The organism is Psychrobacter sp. H7-1, from assembly GCF_904846585.1.
Taxonomy (GTDB): domain Bacteria; phylum Pseudomonadota; class Gammaproteobacteria; order Pseudomonadales; family Moraxellaceae; genus Psychrobacter; species Psychrobacter raelei.
Genome location: NZ_CAJHBH010000004.1, coordinates 103,290 through 120,685 on the forward strand (window position 1 = coordinate 103,290; position 17,396 = coordinate 120,685).

Here is a 17,396-nt window from a genome sequence, read left to right on the forward strand (position 1 = left end):
ACTTTTTTTGCAAAAAAAATAAAATGATTTCAAAAGCTTTGCCACAACAAAGAAGATGAGCTGCCAGATAATAACTTTGTCCACGCCTCTTATGCTACTCACCCACCTGCCTGCATCGCAGATACGATACCGTAGATGAGCAAGTACAATCAGAAACTCTAAGCGATGGTTAGCGCTCACCTAATCCCTCAGATAAGGTTTTGGTAATGGGTTTGGTTAAGTATGACAATACACTGCGCTCCATGGCCTTTATATCCACACTGGCGGTCATACCGGGCTTGATGACAATCTCATCGCCGCGGCCAGCAAACTCAGCTTTACCAATCTTAATCAGCACTCGGTAATAAGGCTCATCACCTTTTGGGGTTTTTTCTAGCAAGGTATCTGGGCTAATATAGGTAACCGTACCACGCATGGCCCCGAAGATTGAGAAGTCATAGGCATCAAGCTTTACTGAAGCTACCTGCCCTTCTTGAACATAAGCGATATCTGCTGGGCTAACCTTTGCCTCTACAATCAAGTCGCTACTGGTAGGGAGCAGCTCCATAATCACCTCACCTGGCTTAACCACACCACCGATGGTGGTGATGTTAATATTATTCACCTTACCATCTTGAGGCGATAGCAGGCGCTTCTCTTGTAGCACTTGACTGCGATCTCGTAACTGCTCTAGCTCTGCATCTAAATCTTCTTGCGCTTTGGTCATTTCGGCCTGAGCATCTTCGAAGTATTTGTTACGCTTGTTATTAATTTGTGCCTTAATATCAGCAACTTGACGACGCAGCTTAATAACATCTGCCTGACTGACGTCTCCATAAGCCAATAACGGCTCATTCATATCCAGCTCTTTTTGTGCCAGCACCAGCATATCCTCTAAGGAAGAAACCTCTTCATTGATGGCCTGTCTGCGACGATTATAAAGTTGAGTTTGGTTCTCTACATATTCTGGGTATTTGCGTACATTATCTGGAAATCTCAAAGGCCGATCAAAAATTTCAGCATTTAAACGGGCTAACTGAGCCTCTAAAGCTGCAGATTTAGAGGCCGAGCTGTCAAAGGCGGCTTGTGCACGCTCCTCTTCTAATACCACAAGCAGCTGACCTTTTTTGACATCATCGCCTTCTGATACCAAAATCTGAGTTAACACGCCACCATCTGAAGCTTGAACCTCCTGAGTACGGGCACTGGCTATTACTGTGGCCTTTGCACGGGTAACTTGGTCAATTTTTGCAAAATAAGCCCATACCAATAACACCGTGATACCAATCAAGGCAATCCAGATACTAAGGCGAGCACCGCCAACTTTGGGCTTAGTGGGGGTATATTGATAATCAGACATGCCTACTTCTCTTCAGATTTTGGGTTAATGACAATACTACTTTTAATAGCTGTTGATGCCGCTCTTTGGTCTTCAGCGCCAGCTTGATTGACCTGTGATGTTGACTGTGATTGATTGGTAGTGGCGTTAACATCTGTACTTGGCGTCTGCGTAGCTTTTATCTCAGAGGCCGGTTTAATAACAATCTGCTGATTGGCAGGACGGCTTGGCGCTTGTCCGCTATTGGCGGCATTTATATCATCAACCGCTGGCTTTGGATGTTGCGGCTGACCTGTAGGACCTTGAGACTGAGGCGTGTTCGGCGGTGTCCCTGGCTGGGGCGAATTAGGGCCTTTTGCCGTAGCCTGTATGGCGGCTCTTGGCGCTTGCTGCTGAGTAATTTGCTCATTACTGCCTTGGCGTTTGGCTTGCTCATTTTGCATCAACTGTTTAAGCACGGCCTCTTTTGGCCCATCCATCACAATCTGATGGTTGTCCATAATGATAATGCGATCTACCAAGTCAAGTAGCGCTGTTTTATGAGTCGATACCACCAAAGTCTGACCTTGCTGCAGCTCATGGCGCAGTACCTGCAAGCAGCGCTGTTCTTGACGGTTATCCATAGAAGCGGTCGGCTCATCAATTAATAACACTGATGGCTTAGTAAGTAGCAAACGCGTGAAGGCCACCAGCTGCTTTTGACCACCGGACAGACCTCGGCCACCTTCACTAATCGGCAAATCCAAGCCGCTTGAGTGGTTCGATACCAGATTAATCAGTCCTGTCTTTTGCAGCGCATCATGGAGCACATCATCATTGGGCGCAGGCATACCGATAAGTAAGTTCTCACGCAGTGTGCCTTGGAACAAGCGGTGATCTTGTTGTAAGTAGCCTACCTGCTCGCTCAGCGATTCACGGCTAATTTGCTGAATATCTAATCCATCTAACAAGATACGTCCTGAGGTGGGTGCGTATAGACCTGAGAGCAGTTTTAATAAAGTAGATTTGCCTGAACCAATGGGGCCTAAAATAGCGATACGCTCCCCAGGCTGAATGACCAGCCTTTTGACACTCACAGCAGGACGATCATTACCGGTGTAATTAAATACCAAGTCATCACACTGATAATGGCCACGGATTTTGGTAGGAGACAACGGATAATTTACCCCATGGTTATCTTGCTCTAGCGCAAAGATAGACTCAATCATGCTTTTTGCAGCCTTGGCATGCGAGTACTGTACCAATAAGTTTGGAATGGCCATAACCGGTGCCAATACACGCCCGCCCAAGATAGAACAGGCAATTAGGCCACCCATTGTCATATCACCGCTCATCACCACAAAAGAGCCGACAATCACAATCCCCACATAACTAAACTGCTGCAGCATCTGCGCAAAATAACTTAAATTATCATTGGCGTGTTTCATGTTTAAATCGTTTTTGATGGTGATGTTCATCACATCAAGCCACCGCGATAAAAACTTCCAGCTACCTGCCCCTGCTTTAATGGTCTCAACCCCTTCTACCGTTTCAACCAATAGACCGGTTTTGTAGTAGGAGGCAGAAGCACCTTCAGCGGCAATGGCATCAATACGTTTGCGTGCTGTTAATCCCATAGTAACGGCAATAATAGCGGCAATAATAGGCACCAATGCCACCAAAGGTGAGCCAATATAAGCAATCAACGTGATGAATAATATGGTCATAGGTAAATCAACCAGACCAAATAGAGTACTGGCCGTAAAAAAGCTACGTACCTGCTCATAGCCCCTTAACTGTGCCGCCATAGAGCCTACTGAGCCTGGCATTTGGTCGATACGCACTCGGAGCAGACGCTGAAACACTTCACGTGATAAATACTGATCGAGCCCTACCACCACCTTATCCATGATTTTAGAGCGTGCAAATTTCATGAAGGATTCAAAGATAATAATCAGTGCCACACCACTGGCTAAGATAATCAGCGTATATTGACTTCGGGTCGGAATGACTCGGTCATACACTTGCATTGAGAATAAAGACACCGCTAACGCTAAGAAGTTAATTAAGAAGGAGGCGATAACGGCTTCTATCACGACGCCTTTGTAACGAAACAAATCCTTTTTTAGTAAATCACTAAAGTTGGCGTTGCGCTTTTTGATATGATTTTCTTTTAGACGCAGGCGTAAAACCAGTTTGACCTCATCTAAGCTTACCGGATGGGTAAAAGCCTCTTGGCGCAGATTCCAAGACCCTTGTGGGCTCTTACCGTCAATAACTCCCCAGCCGTATCTGATGTGATACGCCAGAAGCGGTAAAAATGCTGCATCTGGCTGCTGTAAAATCTCTGGAGACTCTTCGATACCTAGACCTCTGAGCACCTCGACAATACCACCTAAGGTATTGATGCCTCTGCCCTGCTCTATCGCCCGAGAGGTATCATGCTTTCTAATAACGTCTTGCAAACGGATATTGTCTACCGGATAGCCTTGCTGGCTTAAAATATGTTTGAGTGCATCGGCCAAAGACTGGGCAGTGGTTAACTGCTGGTCACTACTGACCAACTCACCCAAGCCATCTGTATGGTCCGGTGCCGCTCCCGAGCTTTTGGGGCCTAGATTGTTTTCTGGATTTTGATTAGTACTCATAATGACCACTTATAAAAAAATTATTATCTTAAAAAATGCGAGCAGACATTGCTGTTAATTGCCGGAGTTGGCATTAGAGTCGGTATCTACCCTCATTGAATCCGGCGGACTTGGGTCATTTTGCACGGTTTTATCAGTGAACGTAGGCTCATCCAATAAACGACTGTCATTGAGTACAATATAGCCACCTTGATTGAGTTGATGCTGAGCATCAGCCGGCAAGGTAATTTGAATATACTCATCGGGCTGGCCGGCATTAACCACTGTCGGTTGACCGTAGCCGAATTTTTGGGACTGTGGGGTAGTGATGTTTTGAGTGTTCATCCAGTCTTTAACCGGATCGCTGACTTTAAACATTTTTACCGGTTGACGATTTTTGGCAAAAGTCTGCCAAGGCATCAAGCTAAAATCCACTTGCAGCTTATAAAATGCACCCAGAATATCTGATCGGGTCTGGACTAAGCGAATCTGATAATCACTGAGTTCACGCACAGCATTTAGGACCTCAAGCCAGGATTTTCGACCGGCGATAAACTGGCGCTGGTAGGAATCAAGTACAATTTGGGCACCCGCTACTGCCGATACCAAAGACAACTCACGGCTCCGTGCACTGGCAAACTGCTGATACTGTACTTGGATATTTTCCATCACATTACGCTGCGCGGCTTCTTTATTTTGTACCAAGCTATTTACACGTGCTTCAGAGGCGCGCGTTAAGGCAAAGTTTGAAAACCCGGCTCCAGGCTGATAGTTTAAGCCCACATAAAACTGCCCATCATCCTCTTTATTATCATAATCATAAGTGTGCTTATATTCGGCATACACGGTCGGGTATTTTGAGGCGTTTTGTGCCTTAACCTCTTGTTTGGCCGACTCAATCTGGAAGATTTCTTTTACCACGGATGGGTTGTAGAAGCTGGCATCATTAAATGCCATTTTTTCAAAGCCTGCCGAGGCCGCTTTGGCCTGCTCAACCAAGGTGTTAAGCGGTGGAATGCTGTGCTCACTGCCAGGTGGCAGCGGATGACCTGTAATCTGCTGTAGGCGCGCCTCTGCAATACGCTGCTGTTCCTGCGCGGCTTCATAGGCATTGGTTTCTTGCAAAATACGGTTGGTGACTAAGTCAAGTTCAATACGCGCTGAGACCCCTTGATTGACTCGGCGCTGCATCATCGCCTCAAAATTACGTAATTGGGTGATATTTTGGAGATAGACACGCTGCTGGGCCACTGCATTAATGTAAGTTTGCCAAGCCTCAATGGTGGTTTTGGCCACTTGGTTTTGCTGCTCATAAATATTTTCAACTGCCGCTTTGTCATCAAAAATTGCTTGGTTAACGTTGGCAGTTAAGCGCCCCCCGGTCCATAGTGGCTGGCGAATACCCACTTCAGAGACCAAATCATCATCGGTATTGTAACCCGTTGAGAAGCTGGGTGTGGGTAGCAGGTTAAGCTTGGCGGCATTAATACCTTCGAGGGTCGCCTGCTGCTCAGCTCGAGCTGATCCTACCAAAGGGTGGGTCTCAATGGCTTGAGCGATTAATGAGTTAATTTGAACATCCGTGATGACCGTATTGGCATGAGCTGACCAGCTTGATCCGGTGACTAATAACAAGGCGACCAACAATTTTTTTTTGTATTTATGCGGACTGAACATCATAGTGTATTAACTTATTGGTTGGAAGATAAAGCGATGCAAGCGGGCATGCTTAGGATAAAACTGTCGTGTAATAAGCCCCGACTCTTAAGCCCTACTTATTTTACACAACAATTCAATACTACTACATTATATCAACACATATTAGTTATTTTATAAACTGTTTCTAAATTAATTTCGAAATTTAATAGGAATAAATAGTTAAGATATTAAGGAGATAAAAAAAGCGCAGTGCCTATATGACGCGCTGCGCTTTTGTGAGTGACTCATAACTTATCGATATTATACCAAGGGCTGTAGCACCTCTCCTATGGTGTGAAAAGAGCCACAAACCAAGATAAGATCTTCAGGATAAGTGGTTGCGGCAACTGCTTCACCAATAACGGACAAACGCTCATAGGTAATAATGGCGCTTTGCTGATGCTGCTTGAGCACGTCAATAAGCTCAGAAACATGTGCTGCCCGCGGATGGTCAATCTCAGCCACATGCCAAGTGTGAATCGGTAGGTTTGAGTTAACCAGTAATTCAACCACATGGCTGATGTCTTTATCAGCCAGCATAGAGAACACCAAATGTAACTTAGCCGTAGGATAACGGGCTTTATGTTGCTGCCACAAAGGCACAAACTGACTGAGCAAAAAGCTCATACCACGCTCATTATGAGCCACATCAAATAACCAATGACGACCCAGCAAGTCGCGAGCATCGAAGCGGCCAGCTAAGGTAACTTTTGCTAATGCCGCCTCAATATCTGCCGCCTCAATTTTTAATGGAGAGGCTAAAAGTGCCGCCACGGCATTGGTAGTATTTACCAATGACAGCTTGGGTATAGGCAATTGCATGGTCACAGCAGCACCACTAAACTGCCAGTGCGCCTCTAAGTCTGACTGTGATAAGCCCGACCGGCCTGAGTCTGGCAGGATAAAGTCATAGTCTTTGCCCACCTGAAAACAAGGACAATTTAAGGCCTCAACTTGACTGCGCACCGAGTGTGGCATGTCTGTCTCACCATAGATGAGCGGCACGCCCTCACGCAAGATACCTGCTTTTTCAAAGCCAATCTTCTCGCGCGTATCCCCCAGCCAGTCGACATGGTCAATACCAATATTGGTAATCACAGCCAAATCAGCATCAATAATATTCACCACATCTAAGCGGCCACCTAGTCCCACCTCTAATACCCAAACATCGCAATGGGCCTCGGCAAAAATGAGCATGGCTGCAAGCGTGGTCATCTCAAAAAATGACAAGGTCAAATCACAAGCCAGCCGCACCTGCTCAACTTGATAAAACGCATCGATAAGTACTTGGTCACCAACTGGCTTGCCATCAATACGCACCCGCTCATTAAAATCAATTAGATGCGGCGATTGATAAAGCGCGGTTTTGTAGCCGGCCTGCTGACACACTGCGCTAATAACCGCAGTTGTTGAGCCCTTACCATTGGTACCTGCAACCATAAAAACATAGGCATCTTCTTTGGCAGACTTTACCAAGCCCAATCGCTCAGCGACAGGCAGCACTCGAGACAAACCCATATCGATGGCGGATACATGGATTTGCTGCATATAATAAATCCAATCTGACAAAGGACTGGTCAACGTGGGTGCATTAACATCGTTAATTTGTGGGGTCATAGAGGGTATGCTCACAATATCTCTTCGCTCAAAAATAGATAAGCAACCCTTAGCGTTTAAGGGCTGCTTATAAGAATACAATCCTAGGTGCTAAATAACTTATATCACACATCCATATAAGCTATCTAACTTGACTAAGCTGACACGTGGGTCAGCTTAGCCAATAGGCGATATACAGTGTCATTCATCTGATGGCGATGTACCACCTGATCAATGACCCCATGCTCAAGCAAGTACTCTGCACGCTGGAATGGCTCCTCTAGCGTCTCACGTACGGTTTGCTCAATCACTCGCTTACCAGCAAAACCAATCATAGCCTTAGGCTCAGCGATATGAATGTCACCTAACATGGCTAAGGAGGCCGTTACGCCGCCATAAACTGGGTTGGTCAATACCACGATATAAGGAATACCGGCTAAGCGTAAGCGCTCAATGGCCGCAGAAGTACGCGCCATTTGCATTAAAGACAGTACGCCTTCTTGCATGCGTGCCCCGCCAGAGGCGGCAAAACAAATCAGTGGGGCTTTATTGGTCAACGCCACTTCAGCCGCTTGTACGAATCTATCGCCCACTACCGAGCCCATCGAGCCGCCCATAAAGCGAAAATCAAAGGCACAAGCCACCACATCCATATCACGCAGCTTACCTTGTAACACGATGAGCGCTTCGGTTTCCCCAGTTTTTGTTTGCATTTGTTCCATGCGCTGTGGATAGGGCTTACTGTCCACAAACTTCAAAGGGTCACTGGCACTAAACTCTTGACCCAATTCGGTCTCTATATGATCCAAAAAGCCAGTCAAACGCTCACGGGCAGTCATGGCCAAATGATGGTCACAGTGAGGACACACATAAGCATTAAAAATAAGTGCTGTATTGGTAATCATCGAGTGACACTGTGGGCACTCAGTGGAGGGCTCAGTCTCTACTGCGGTCAATTGCGGCAGACTATTGCGCTTAACGGTAGGTATAGGTCGCGACAGCCAAGACTCACTTTGACCCGATTGAGCGGCATGGGTTTCACGTTGAATTTCTAACTCAGCTTCCTTGCCGGCCACAGGTCTATTAGAGGGAGGGTTAGACGAGCTGTTAGATAGGTCATTATTATTTTTTATCATAGATAAATCTGATGTAGTTATAAAAAGGTTTAAAAAAAGAAAGAGGGTTTTACCCTCAAGCAGTATACCGTTAACCTTGATACAATCAAGTATAACGTCAACAAAATCTCAACAAATATCAGGTTTTCAAATGGCGTAAATAACGCCAAACACTTAGCGGTTTGGCGCTCAAAGAGGTTTCGCGGTTATCATTAAGCACTTAGGGCGTCTAACGCTTGACGCAGTTCATCCATTTTGGTCATTATGTTGGCTTGAGCAGTGGCGATATCCTCAGCACGTGAAGTGTGGCTCAGTCCGCTAAAGTTCTTCACCAGCTCACTGCCCACAATCACCCCATCTGCATACTGACCAATGGCCGCAGCAGACTGCCCATCGCGGATACCAAAGCCGACACAGATGGGTAAATTGGTTTCTTGCTTGATGGCCTGCACCTGCTCACCGACCGCTTGGGTATCTAAGCTTGCTGAGCCAGTCACCCCTTTAAGCGATACATAATAAATATAGCCGCCGCAGTGGGTCATTACTTGCTTACGGCGCTCAGGCAAGGTGGTCGGTGATAATAAGAAAATCTTATTTATATCATGGGCCGCCAAGCGCTCAACAAAATTACCTGATTCAGCAGGCGGTAGATCCACGACCAACACCCCATCGACCCCTGATTCGTGACACAAGGCAATAAAGGCCTCATAACCGATAATCTCAATCGGATTGAGATAACCCATTAAGATAATGGGCGTGCTGCTGTCTTGTTCACGGAATTTTTTGACCATAGCCAGCGCCTGATGGGTACTGGTACCGCCTGCTAAGGCGCGCTCACCAGCCAGTGCCACAGTCGGGCCATCCGCCATTGGGTCTGAAAATGGCAATCCCACTTCAATCATATCGGCCCCATGTTTTACTAAATCATGCAGTAAGTCTACGAAGCTATTTGGGGAAGGGTCACCGGCCATAACATAAGGGATTAGGGCTTTTTTGTTTTGCGCTTTTAAGGTCTCAAAGGTGCTTTCAATTCGAGTCATGATGGTCTCTTAACATATAAGGTGATAACTGCTGCGGGCCTATAACACGCCCGCTGTATTAAATAATTGGCTTAAAGCTCAATGCCTTCAGCCTTCATTACCGAGTGCAAATCCTTATCACCACGGCCTGACATATTGACGATGATGCTCTGCTCAGGACTCATGGTTTTGGCAAGCTGTAAGGCATAAGCGACCGCGTGCGAGGACTCAAGCGCTGGAATAATACCTTCTTTTCGGGTCACTTCATGAAAACCATGTAGCGCCTCTTTATCAGTACAGCCCACATACTCTACCCGCTTCACATCTTTTAAGAAGCTGTGCTCAGGGCCCACGCCCGGATAATCAAGACCTGCTGAGATTGAATGCGTCTCTAGGATCTGACCATCATCATCGGCCATCAGATAAGTGCGATTGCCATGCAACACCCCGACGCGGCCTGCCGCTAGCGGCGCTGAGTGACGGCCGGTTTCGATACCATCACCTGTCGCCTCTACGCCATACATTTTGACATCGGTATCATTTAAGAACTCATAGAACAGACCAATGGCATTGGATCCGCCGCCCACACAGGCGACAAGTGCATCAGGCAGTTTGCCGGTTTTCTCTAGATGCTGCAGACGCGCCTCTTTACCAATGATGGCCTGAAAATCACGCACCAATAGTGGATATGGATGCGGCCCTGCGACCGTACCAATAATATAATAAGTGGTATCTACATTGGTGACCCAATCACGCATTGCCTCGTTCATCGCATCTTTTAGCGTCCGTGAACCAGACTCAACCGCCACCACTTTGGCCCCAAGCAGACGCATACGATACACGTTCATTTTTTGACGCTCGACGTCATCTGCGCCCATATAAATAATACACTCAAGTCCTAACCGTGCTGCAATCGTCGCTGTTGCCACGCCATGTTGACCCGCACCGGTCTCGGCAATAATACGTTTTTTGCCGCTCATCTTAGCCAGTAGCGCCTGACCGATGGTGTTGTTTACTTTGTGCGCGCCGGTGTGGTTTAAATCTTCACGCTTAAAATAAATCTGCGCGCCGCTAATCTCATCACTCAAACGCTTGGCATGATAAAGCGGCGTTGGACGACCCACATAATTGACCAAGTCATTGTGGTACTCCTGCCAAAATGCAGGGTCTTGTTTGACTTGATAATATAAGGTCTCAAGCTCCTCTAGTGCCGCCATTAGGGTCTCTGATACGAAGCGGCCGCCATGGATACCAAAGTGACCACTGGCATCTGGATACTGGTTAAAATCTTGGATATCGTCAATCTCATCATTGTGCGGAATATTATCAAATGTTGTCATAATTTTTTTCACCCTGTTTTTTTTAATTAAGCTGGCTGACGCTGTGCGCCGTATGATTGTATCTTACTGTGTTTATTTATTGGGTATGGGCAGCGTATATTGGTGATGACTGCGACTGCAAATCGTACTAACCGTGTTGCCATCGATTACTTTTAACCGCCCTAACAAAGGCCGCCATCTTGCCCGCATCTTTGATACCCTTAGCCGACTCAATGCCACCGCTTACATCCACAGCCTGTATCGGTAAACTCTGATTAATAACCTCACTCACATTTTCAGGGGTTAGCCCGCCTGCCAAAATGATAGGCAGGCTGGCATCTTTTGGAATGAGCGACCAATCAAAGCGCTCCCCTGTTCCGCCATACTCCTGTTTATGATAGGCATCAAGTAAGATACTGCTGGCACCGGCTTGTGCAAAGGCGTCAATCTGGGCTCGAATCGAGTCAGGCGTATCTTGCTCTTTATTAATACGAAGTGCTTTAATCCAGCGTTTGTTCACGGCGCGGGCTAGTGACTGACACTGCTCTGGCGTCTCATCACCATGAAACTGAATCACATCAAAAGTAGCAGTATTAGCAAGCTCAATCAGCGCGTCTTTATTCATATTGACCACCAATGCCACCACACTAACAAAAGCAGGGATATGCTGCATCAGCTCACTTGCCTGCATGGCGGTCACTGCTCGATGGCTTGGCGGATAAAACACAAAACCCAAAGCATCAGCGCCAACTGCCACTGCTTGCTTAACATCTTGTATTTGGGTAAATCCGCAAAACTTTATCTGCATCGCGCCCTCATTGATTTATCTGCTTTAGTCAATTGATGATCTTTTATTCATTAGTATGTTGAATTGATTTAACAGACTTAATTGACTTAATATACTTGTTTTCTTAACGTGATTAAACGGTTTTTATCACTCACTTATCCTATCATACTTTTCATAGCGATTATCACGCCCTCTGTTACTGCTTAGACAGTCAAAATTTGAGCTTAAATTCTGTGCCATGACTGTGCTACTGCCACTATCGCCTCTCCACTTGCGCCCCACACAATATCAAGGATAAAAGCATGTCTCACTCTTATAAAGTATCGGCGCTTATGTGGTTTCGTCGTGACCTACGCTTGCATGACAATACCGCATTGACGCTTTTGCTAGAGCAAGTTGTGCAAGCCTCACAACACACAGAGTCCTGTCTTCAAGCTGTGTTTGTGATGACCCCTAAGCAGTGGCTTGCTCATGACATGTCTATCTCACAGGTTGACTTGATGATGCGTACCCTGACGCATTTAACACGTGACTTACATCATACGCTCGGTATTAAGCTATCTGTATTACAAGCTGAGTCGTATTCAGATAGTATTGATGTTATCGAAGCTTTTTGTATCGACAATCATATTACCCATGTGGGCTGTAACTATGAGTATGAAGTCAATGAGCAGCAGCGTGATACCGCATTAGCAAAGCGGCTGTCTAAACTTAATATTAAATTTAATCAATACCATGACCAATGTATCTTGCCGCCCAATACCATCAAAACCGGTGATGACACCCTCTATAAAGTCTTCACCCCATTTTATAAAAAATGGCAGCAGACATTACAGATAAGCCCCCCTGTTTTGTATGATATTAACAGCTTAGCTGAGGGTGATATCAAACAGAAATTAACCGACTTGAACATCAATCAAGCTTCGAAAGATACAAGCAGCACTCAACATACAAGCAGCACTCAACATACAAGCTCGACGCAATCGATAAAAGACAGTCATCAATCTGTCCTACAACGCTTTACATCCCATTATCAGCTCTCAGAGAATAATGCTGAGGCGATACCGATACTTGAGTCAGCTAGAGCGGCCTACCCTGCCGGTGAGCAAGCCGCGATAGACCGGCTAAATAATTTTGTGCAACAAGACATTGAAGAATATGGCATAACACGTGATCAGCCCGCCTTGATGGGCACCAGTCAGCTGTCAGCTTATCTAACGCTAGGAGTGATTAGCCCGCGCTTATGCTATCTAACTGCCAACGCAAGGCTAGAATCTAAAAGCTTTGCAGATAATGAATCAGAGCTTGAAATATTTGAGAATAACAGCAAAAGTGATGTCGAGCGCTGGATAAGTGAGCTGGCTTGGCGTGACTTTTATCGTCATGTGATTGTCGATAGACCCGACATCGTTAAAGGCGCTGCTTATAAAAAGGACACTGACAATAAGCTAAACTGGTCATATGATAACGATGACTTTGAAGCTTGGTGTCAAGGCATGACAGGGGTACCGCTTATTGATGCAGCCATGCGCTGCCTGAATCAAACTGGCTTTATGCACAATCGACTGCGTATGGTGACTGCGATGTTTTTGACCAAAGATTTGTTTATTGATTGGCGCTTAGGCGAGCGTTATTTTATGCAAAATCTGATTGATGGTGACTTTGCGTCTAACAACGGCGGCTGGCAATGGAGCGCTTCAACAGGCACCGATGCAGCGCCCTACTTTCGTATCATGAATCCGTTTAGCCAAGCCAAAACGCATGATAAAGATGCCATTTTTATTAAAAGCTGGCTACCTGAACTTAAAGACATACCGGCTAATATACTGCATGATGAAAACAAACTGCGTAAAGCCCTTAGCAAACAAGGCGCGTTTGCTCATGTTAACTACCCTCTACCTATGGTAGAACACAAACAAGCGCGCCGTTATGCCATTGAGCAGTTTAAGGCTCGTGGCTAACTAAGGTTATAAGTGTCAACTACTGCATCGGCTGACAGGCACCAGCACCTTGAGTGGTCACACTAACATCAGCACCGGTCATAGAAAATAACTGCTGCATCTCTTTTTTGGCATTGTCTTCAGCTTGCTGCATTACCCCATCAGCACAGGCGCGCTTTAGCACCTCGGCCTTGGCGCTGGCTTGAGCTTGTGCCAAAATCTCAGGCTCTGCTTTTATCATGCCGAATAAGCCGCCTGATTTCCAATCATAAACATCAATGTCATCTAAGTACACGGTGAATATCTGAGCCGGTGGCAAGGTAATCATGATATTGGGCATTAAGGTAATGGGCACATCGCTATTGCCTTGTGCCTCGGCAGTGGCCTGAGCTTTGGCGATTTGTTCTGCACTTGGATCACTCACCTGTACCATCTCTGGGCTAAGCTCGCTCAGATCCACACCCGCCACCACTCGGCCACGCGCGATAAACAGCCCCTTTTGCTGGTCTTGCCACAAGCGTTGCCAACTGCCTGGCTGCTCACTGGTAATCACCGTATCGACATTATAAGCCACGGTCTCAAGACGGTTGAGCTGTTGAATCTTACTCACCACCCCGTCACGGCTTACAGTCTGAATCTTGGGGGCACTGTCTTGATGAAACCGCTGCCATAACAAGACACTTATTAAAATAATTAATAGTAAAAACAAAAGCTTAAACAGTACGCCACTGCTTTTAGCCGCTTTGTTAGACTGGGTATGCAAAGTATTGCTCATAAAGAATCCCTCATAGGGTTATTATTTAGATGTTACTTGAATGTTATTTGGCTGAAATTGGCTTTGCCACGGCTATAATATGTCTTATTTCGAGGCATTTTGAGTGACGCTATTGTTGGTTGAACTGTTTTTAATCAAAACCGTTAAGTCGTTCTCTAAATATAGCCAATAAATAAGTGTGTGTCTGTTGTATTAAAGGGGTACTGCCTTTTAAGTTTGAGGCAGATCTGGCGGCAATTGACCCAAAATGCTGCTAAAATTTGTCTAAATCCAGTTAGACGTCAAAAAAGGATTGCGTCACAGCCCGACTTTACCTAACATAGTCAGGCTATCGCTATGATTTTTCCTTATTATTATTGAACACCGTAATACCCGCCTAAATACTGGTTATCAGCCATCAACAGACGGGCGTTATTGACGGTGCTTTTTTTGTTCAAATTTATTTTGATTTTTTTGAGTTAACTTTTATCGTTAACCACCCTTTAACTACATTGAGTAAAGTCGAGTCAGTTATGAGAGCCAGCCAGTTTTTATTTGCTACCCTAAAAGAAACCCCAAGTGATGCCGATATCGTGTCAAGCCAACTTATGCTCAGAGCCGGACTTATCCGCAAGTTGGCTTCAGGCCTATATGTGTGGCTACCGATGGGACTTAAGGTGCTGCAAAAAGTTGAAAAAATTGTGCGCGAAGAGATGCAAAATATTGGCGGCCAAGAGGTCTTAATGCCAATGACTCAGCCAGCTGAGCTGTGGCAAGAGTCAGGACGTTTTGAGGATTATGGTCCTGAGCTACTGCGCTTTACCGATCGTCACAACCGTGATTTCGTGCTGGGCCCCACCCACGAAGAGGTGATCACTGATTTGGCCCGCGGTGAGCTGCGCAGCTATAAGCAACTGCCAGTGACCTTTTTCCAAATCCAAGGTAAGTTCCGTGATGAGATTCGTCCTCGCTTTGGTATCATGCGCGCCCGCGAATTCACCATGAAAGATGCCTACTCTTTTCATGTAGATCAAGCCTCATTAGAGGTAACCTATCAACAAATGTATGATGCCTATACCCGCATTTTTCAACGTTTGGGGTTAAACTTCCGTGCGGTATTGGCCGATACTGGCTCTATTGGTGGCTCAGCCTCACACGAGTTCCATGTACTGGCCGGCAGTGGTGAAGATGCCATCGCTTTTTCTGATGGCTCAGACTATGCAGCCAACGTTGAGCTGGCAGAAGCCATTTGCACCGATGAGCGCGCGGCGCCCACTCAAGACAAACAAAATGTCTCAACGCCTAAGATTCAAACCAATGAAGAATTGGCTAAATTCCTAGACATTCCTCTACACACTACGGTAAAAACCTTAGTGGTCAAAGGTCATCGCATTAATGAAGATGGCTCTGAGGGGGATGAGCAGTTGGTGGCACTGGTTGTGCGTGGCGACCATACCTTAAATGAGATTAAAGCTGAGAAAATCGCTGAAGTGGCCACACCACTTACCTTCGCTACCGAAGAGGAGATGAAAGCGGCCGGCCTCAAAAAAGGCTTTATTGGGGTAGACTTAGATATGCCGGTTTATGTTGACCGTGCTGCCGCTGCTTTGAGTGACTTTGTGTCAGGGGCCAATGAATATGACATGCACACCACCGGTATGAACTGGGAGCGTGATGCCACTATCACTGACGTCGTCGATATCCGTAACGTGGTCGAGGGTGATGCCTCTCCAGATGGAAAAGGCACCCTTAGTATCAAACGTGGTATTGAAGTGGGCCATATTTTCCAGTTGGGTGACAAATACTCAAAAGCGCTAAACTGCACTGTCATGGGTGAAGATGGTAAGCCTGTGACCTTAATGATGGGCTGTTATGGTATTGGTGTTAGCCGTATTATCGCAGCGGCTATTGAACAAAACCATGATGACAACGGTATCATTTGGGCCAAAACACCGGATATAAAAGACTCTATTGCACCTTTTGATATTGCCATTGTGCCGATGAAATCAAAAGAGGACACAGTGATGCAAACTGCTGAAGCATTATATGAAGAGCTTAAAGCGAAAGGCTTAAATGTTATCTTAGATGACCGTAATGAGCGTCCTGGGGTGAAGTTTGCTGACCTTGAGCTTATCGGTATTCCGCACCGCATCGTGGTCTCAGATCGCAACTTAGCAGAAGACAAATATGAATATGTAGACCGCCGTGATGGCGAGAAGCAGCTACTAAGCCGTGAAGAGCTACTGGCTAAAGTTAGCCTGTAATCTCTAACACTGTTTGGCTGCTGACACATTATTTACAAGGTATCCCTTAGTCGTTTTAAAAAAGAATCCCAAAAACTTGGGATTCTTTTTTTGTCGTCTATTTATTATATTTGGTAACTTAACTTTTCTTGTTGGTTATTATTAAGAAACTTTAGGAGTATAATTCTCCGAAAAATATAGTACTCTTAATAAGCACTATAAATTATTAATCTAAGCTAAAGCTCTGTGAAATCTACCGTACAGAACTTGATGGCTATTGAGCCATGGCTATATAGAGGTAACTTATGCAATTTGCTGTTATAGGACTGGGTGTATTTGGTCGCGCTTGTGCTTTTGAATTACAAAGCCAAGGCAATGAAGTGCTCGGTATCGATATGGATGAGAACGAGGTCAATAAGGTCAGTGACATCTTAAGCCACTCGGTGATTGCTGATGCCACAGATATTGATACTTTAAAGGAGCTCAATCTTAGCCAGTTTGATGGGGTTATTGTCAGTATCGGTGAGGATTTAGAAGCCAGTTTATTGTGTACCCTCAATCTAATTAAGCTGCCGGTCCAGAATCTTTGGGTAAAAGCCAAGACTGATGCCCATCATGATATTCTAGACAGCCTTGGTGTGACCAACATCATCCATCCGGAACAGGATATGGGTATCCGTATTGCTCAGGCTATGGCCTATCCTATGATGAAGCAGTACTTATCGCTGGGTAATGATGAGTTTTTGGTACGTATTGATGTCCCCGAGCAATTGCGGCCCATCACTGTGGGCAAAATCAAAAGCCGTCACCCAGACACCTCTTTGCTGCTGATTATTCGTGATAATCATGTAGAGCGTAATTTTGACAGTGACACGGTGATTCAATATCCGGACCGCTTGGTATATACCGGCTTGGTCAGTGACCTTAAGTATCTCTCAAAGTCGTTTATTCAAAGCTAATTGTGCTTTTATGCCTGTCTGCTGATGCTCGTCATCGGCACC

Annotated in this window: 12 protein-coding genes; 3 read left to right on the forward strand and 9 right to left on the reverse strand. The window is 45.8% G+C overall.

The window, feature by feature from the left end; all coding sequences use genetic code 11:
- Window positions 1-169: 169 nt before the first annotated feature.
- The 8 genes from JMX92_RS02730 to JMX92_RS02765 form a co-directional block, all read right to left on the reverse strand.
- Window positions 170-1,339 (reverse strand): HlyD family efflux transporter periplasmic adaptor subunit, encoded by a 1,170-nt coding sequence (locus JMX92_RS02730; protein WP_011960036.1) that lies wholly within the window; start codon window positions 1,337-1,339, stop codon window positions 170-172.
- 2 nt (window positions 1,340-1,341) lie between these two features.
- Window positions 1,342-3,945, reverse strand: coding sequence for a type I secretion system permease/ATPase (locus JMX92_RS02735; protein ID WP_201543784.1), 2,604 nt, complete (start codon window positions 3,943-3,945; stop codon window positions 1,342-1,344).
- Window positions 3,946-3,999: 54 nt separating this feature from the next.
- Window positions 4,000-5,604 (reverse strand): TolC family protein, encoded by a 1,605-nt coding sequence (locus tag JMX92_RS02740; RefSeq protein WP_011960034.1) that lies wholly within the window; start codon window positions 5,602-5,604, stop codon window positions 4,000-4,002.
- A 279-nt stretch (window positions 5,605-5,883) separates the two neighbouring features.
- Window positions 5,884-7,239: a bifunctional folylpolyglutamate synthase/dihydrofolate synthase gene (locus JMX92_RS02745; protein WP_201543830.1), complete on the reverse strand. Its 1,356-nt coding sequence runs from the start codon at window positions 7,237-7,239 to the stop codon at window positions 5,884-5,886.
- Window positions 7,240-7,373: 134 nt separating this feature from the next.
- Window positions 7,374-8,354 carry an acetyl-CoA carboxylase, carboxyltransferase subunit beta gene (gene accD, locus JMX92_RS02750; RefSeq protein ID WP_227675236.1) on the reverse strand — a complete coding sequence of 327 codons (981 nt, stop codon included), beginning with the start codon at window positions 8,352-8,354 and terminating at the stop codon, window positions 7,374-7,376.
- A gap of 191 nt (window positions 8,355-8,545) precedes the next feature.
- Window positions 8,546-9,373, reverse strand: a complete 828-nt coding sequence (gene trpA, locus JMX92_RS02755) for a tryptophan synthase subunit alpha (RefSeq protein ID WP_155586953.1) — start codon at window positions 9,371-9,373, stop codon at window positions 8,546-8,548.
- 71 nt (window positions 9,374-9,444) lie between these two features.
- Window positions 9,445-10,692 carry a tryptophan synthase subunit beta gene (gene trpB / locus JMX92_RS02760; RefSeq protein ID WP_201543786.1) on the reverse strand — a complete coding sequence of 416 codons (1,248 nt, stop codon included), beginning with the start codon at window positions 10,690-10,692 and terminating at the stop codon, window positions 9,445-9,447.
- Between the two features lie 127 nt (window positions 10,693-10,819).
- A complete protein-coding gene (locus JMX92_RS02765; RefSeq protein ID WP_201543788.1) occupies window positions 10,820-11,479 on the reverse strand; it encodes a phosphoribosylanthranilate isomerase in 660 nt (219 codons plus the stop codon).
- A 281-nt stretch (window positions 11,480-11,760) separates the two neighbouring features.
- Between JMX92_RS02765 and JMX92_RS02770 the strand changes: the two genes are divergently transcribed.
- Window positions 11,761-13,419, forward strand: a complete 1,659-nt coding sequence (locus JMX92_RS02770; protein WP_201543790.1) for a cryptochrome/photolyase family protein — start codon at window positions 11,761-11,763, stop codon at window positions 13,417-13,419.
- Between the two features lie 19 nt (window positions 13,420-13,438).
- Here JMX92_RS02770 and JMX92_RS02775 read toward each other — a convergent pair whose 3' ends face one another.
- Window positions 13,439-14,173: a DUF4230 domain-containing protein gene (locus tag JMX92_RS02775; protein WP_155586956.1), complete on the reverse strand. Its 735-nt coding sequence runs from the start codon at window positions 14,171-14,173 to the stop codon at window positions 13,439-13,441.
- Window positions 14,174-14,685: 512 nt separating this feature from the next.
- On the opposite strand from JMX92_RS02775, the gene JMX92_RS02780 reads away from it, so the two are divergent.
- Together JMX92_RS02780 and JMX92_RS02785 are read left to right on the forward strand one after the other, a co-directional pair.
- A complete protein-coding gene (locus JMX92_RS02780) occupies window positions 14,686-16,416 on the forward strand; it encodes a proline--tRNA ligase (RefSeq protein WP_110816302.1) in 1,731 nt (576 codons plus the stop codon).
- Between the two features lie 284 nt (window positions 16,417-16,700).
- On the forward strand, window positions 16,701-17,354 hold the full coding sequence (locus tag JMX92_RS02785; RefSeq protein WP_011960025.1) for a potassium channel family protein: 654 nt from the start codon (window positions 16,701-16,703) through the stop codon (window positions 17,352-17,354).
- The last annotated feature ends 42 nt before the right edge of the window (window positions 17,355-17,396 follow it).

What these genes read in the sequence shown, in the direction of transcription:
- JMX92_RS02730 (WP_011960036.1), bottom strand. Translation starts at nt 1,339, where the DNA reads ATGTCTGATTATCAATATACCCCCACTAAGCCCAAAGTTGGCGGTGCT.
- JMX92_RS02735 (WP_201543784.1), bottom strand. Translation starts at nt 3,945, where the DNA reads ATGAGTACTAATCAAAATCCAGAAAACAATCTAGGCCCCAAAAGCTCG.
- JMX92_RS02740 (WP_011960034.1), bottom strand. Translation starts at nt 5,604, where the DNA reads ATGATGTTCAGTCCGCATAAATACAAAAAAAAATTGTTGGTCGCCTTG.
- JMX92_RS02745 (WP_201543830.1), bottom strand. Translation starts at nt 7,239, where the DNA reads ATGACCCCACAAATTAACGATGTTAATGCACCCACGTTGACCAGTCCT.
- accD (WP_227675236.1), bottom strand. Translation starts at nt 8,354, where the DNA reads ATGATAAAAAATAATAATGACCTATCTAACAGCTCGTCTAACCCTCCC.
- trpA (WP_155586953.1), bottom strand. Translation starts at nt 9,373, where the DNA reads ATGACTCGAATTGAAAGCACCTTTGAGACCTTAAAAGCGCAAAACAAA.
- trpB (WP_201543786.1), bottom strand. Translation starts at nt 10,692, where the DNA reads ATGACAACATTTGATAATATTCCGCACAATGATGAGATTGACGATATC.
- JMX92_RS02765 (WP_201543788.1), bottom strand. Translation starts at nt 11,479, where the DNA reads ATGCAGATAAAGTTTTGCGGATTTACCCAAATACAAGATGTTAAGCAA.
- JMX92_RS02770 (WP_201543790.1), top strand. Translation starts at nt 11,761, where the DNA reads ATGTCTCACTCTTATAAAGTATCGGCGCTTATGTGGTTTCGTCGTGAC.
- JMX92_RS02775 (WP_155586956.1), bottom strand. Translation starts at nt 14,173, where the DNA reads ATGAGCAATACTTTGCATACCCAGTCTAACAAAGCGGCTAAAAGCAGT.
- JMX92_RS02780 (WP_110816302.1), top strand. Translation starts at nt 14,686, where the DNA reads ATGAGAGCCAGCCAGTTTTTATTTGCTACCCTAAAAGAAACCCCAAGT.
- JMX92_RS02785 (WP_011960025.1), top strand. Translation starts at nt 16,701, where the DNA reads ATGCAATTTGCTGTTATAGGACTGGGTGTATTTGGTCGCGCTTGTGCT.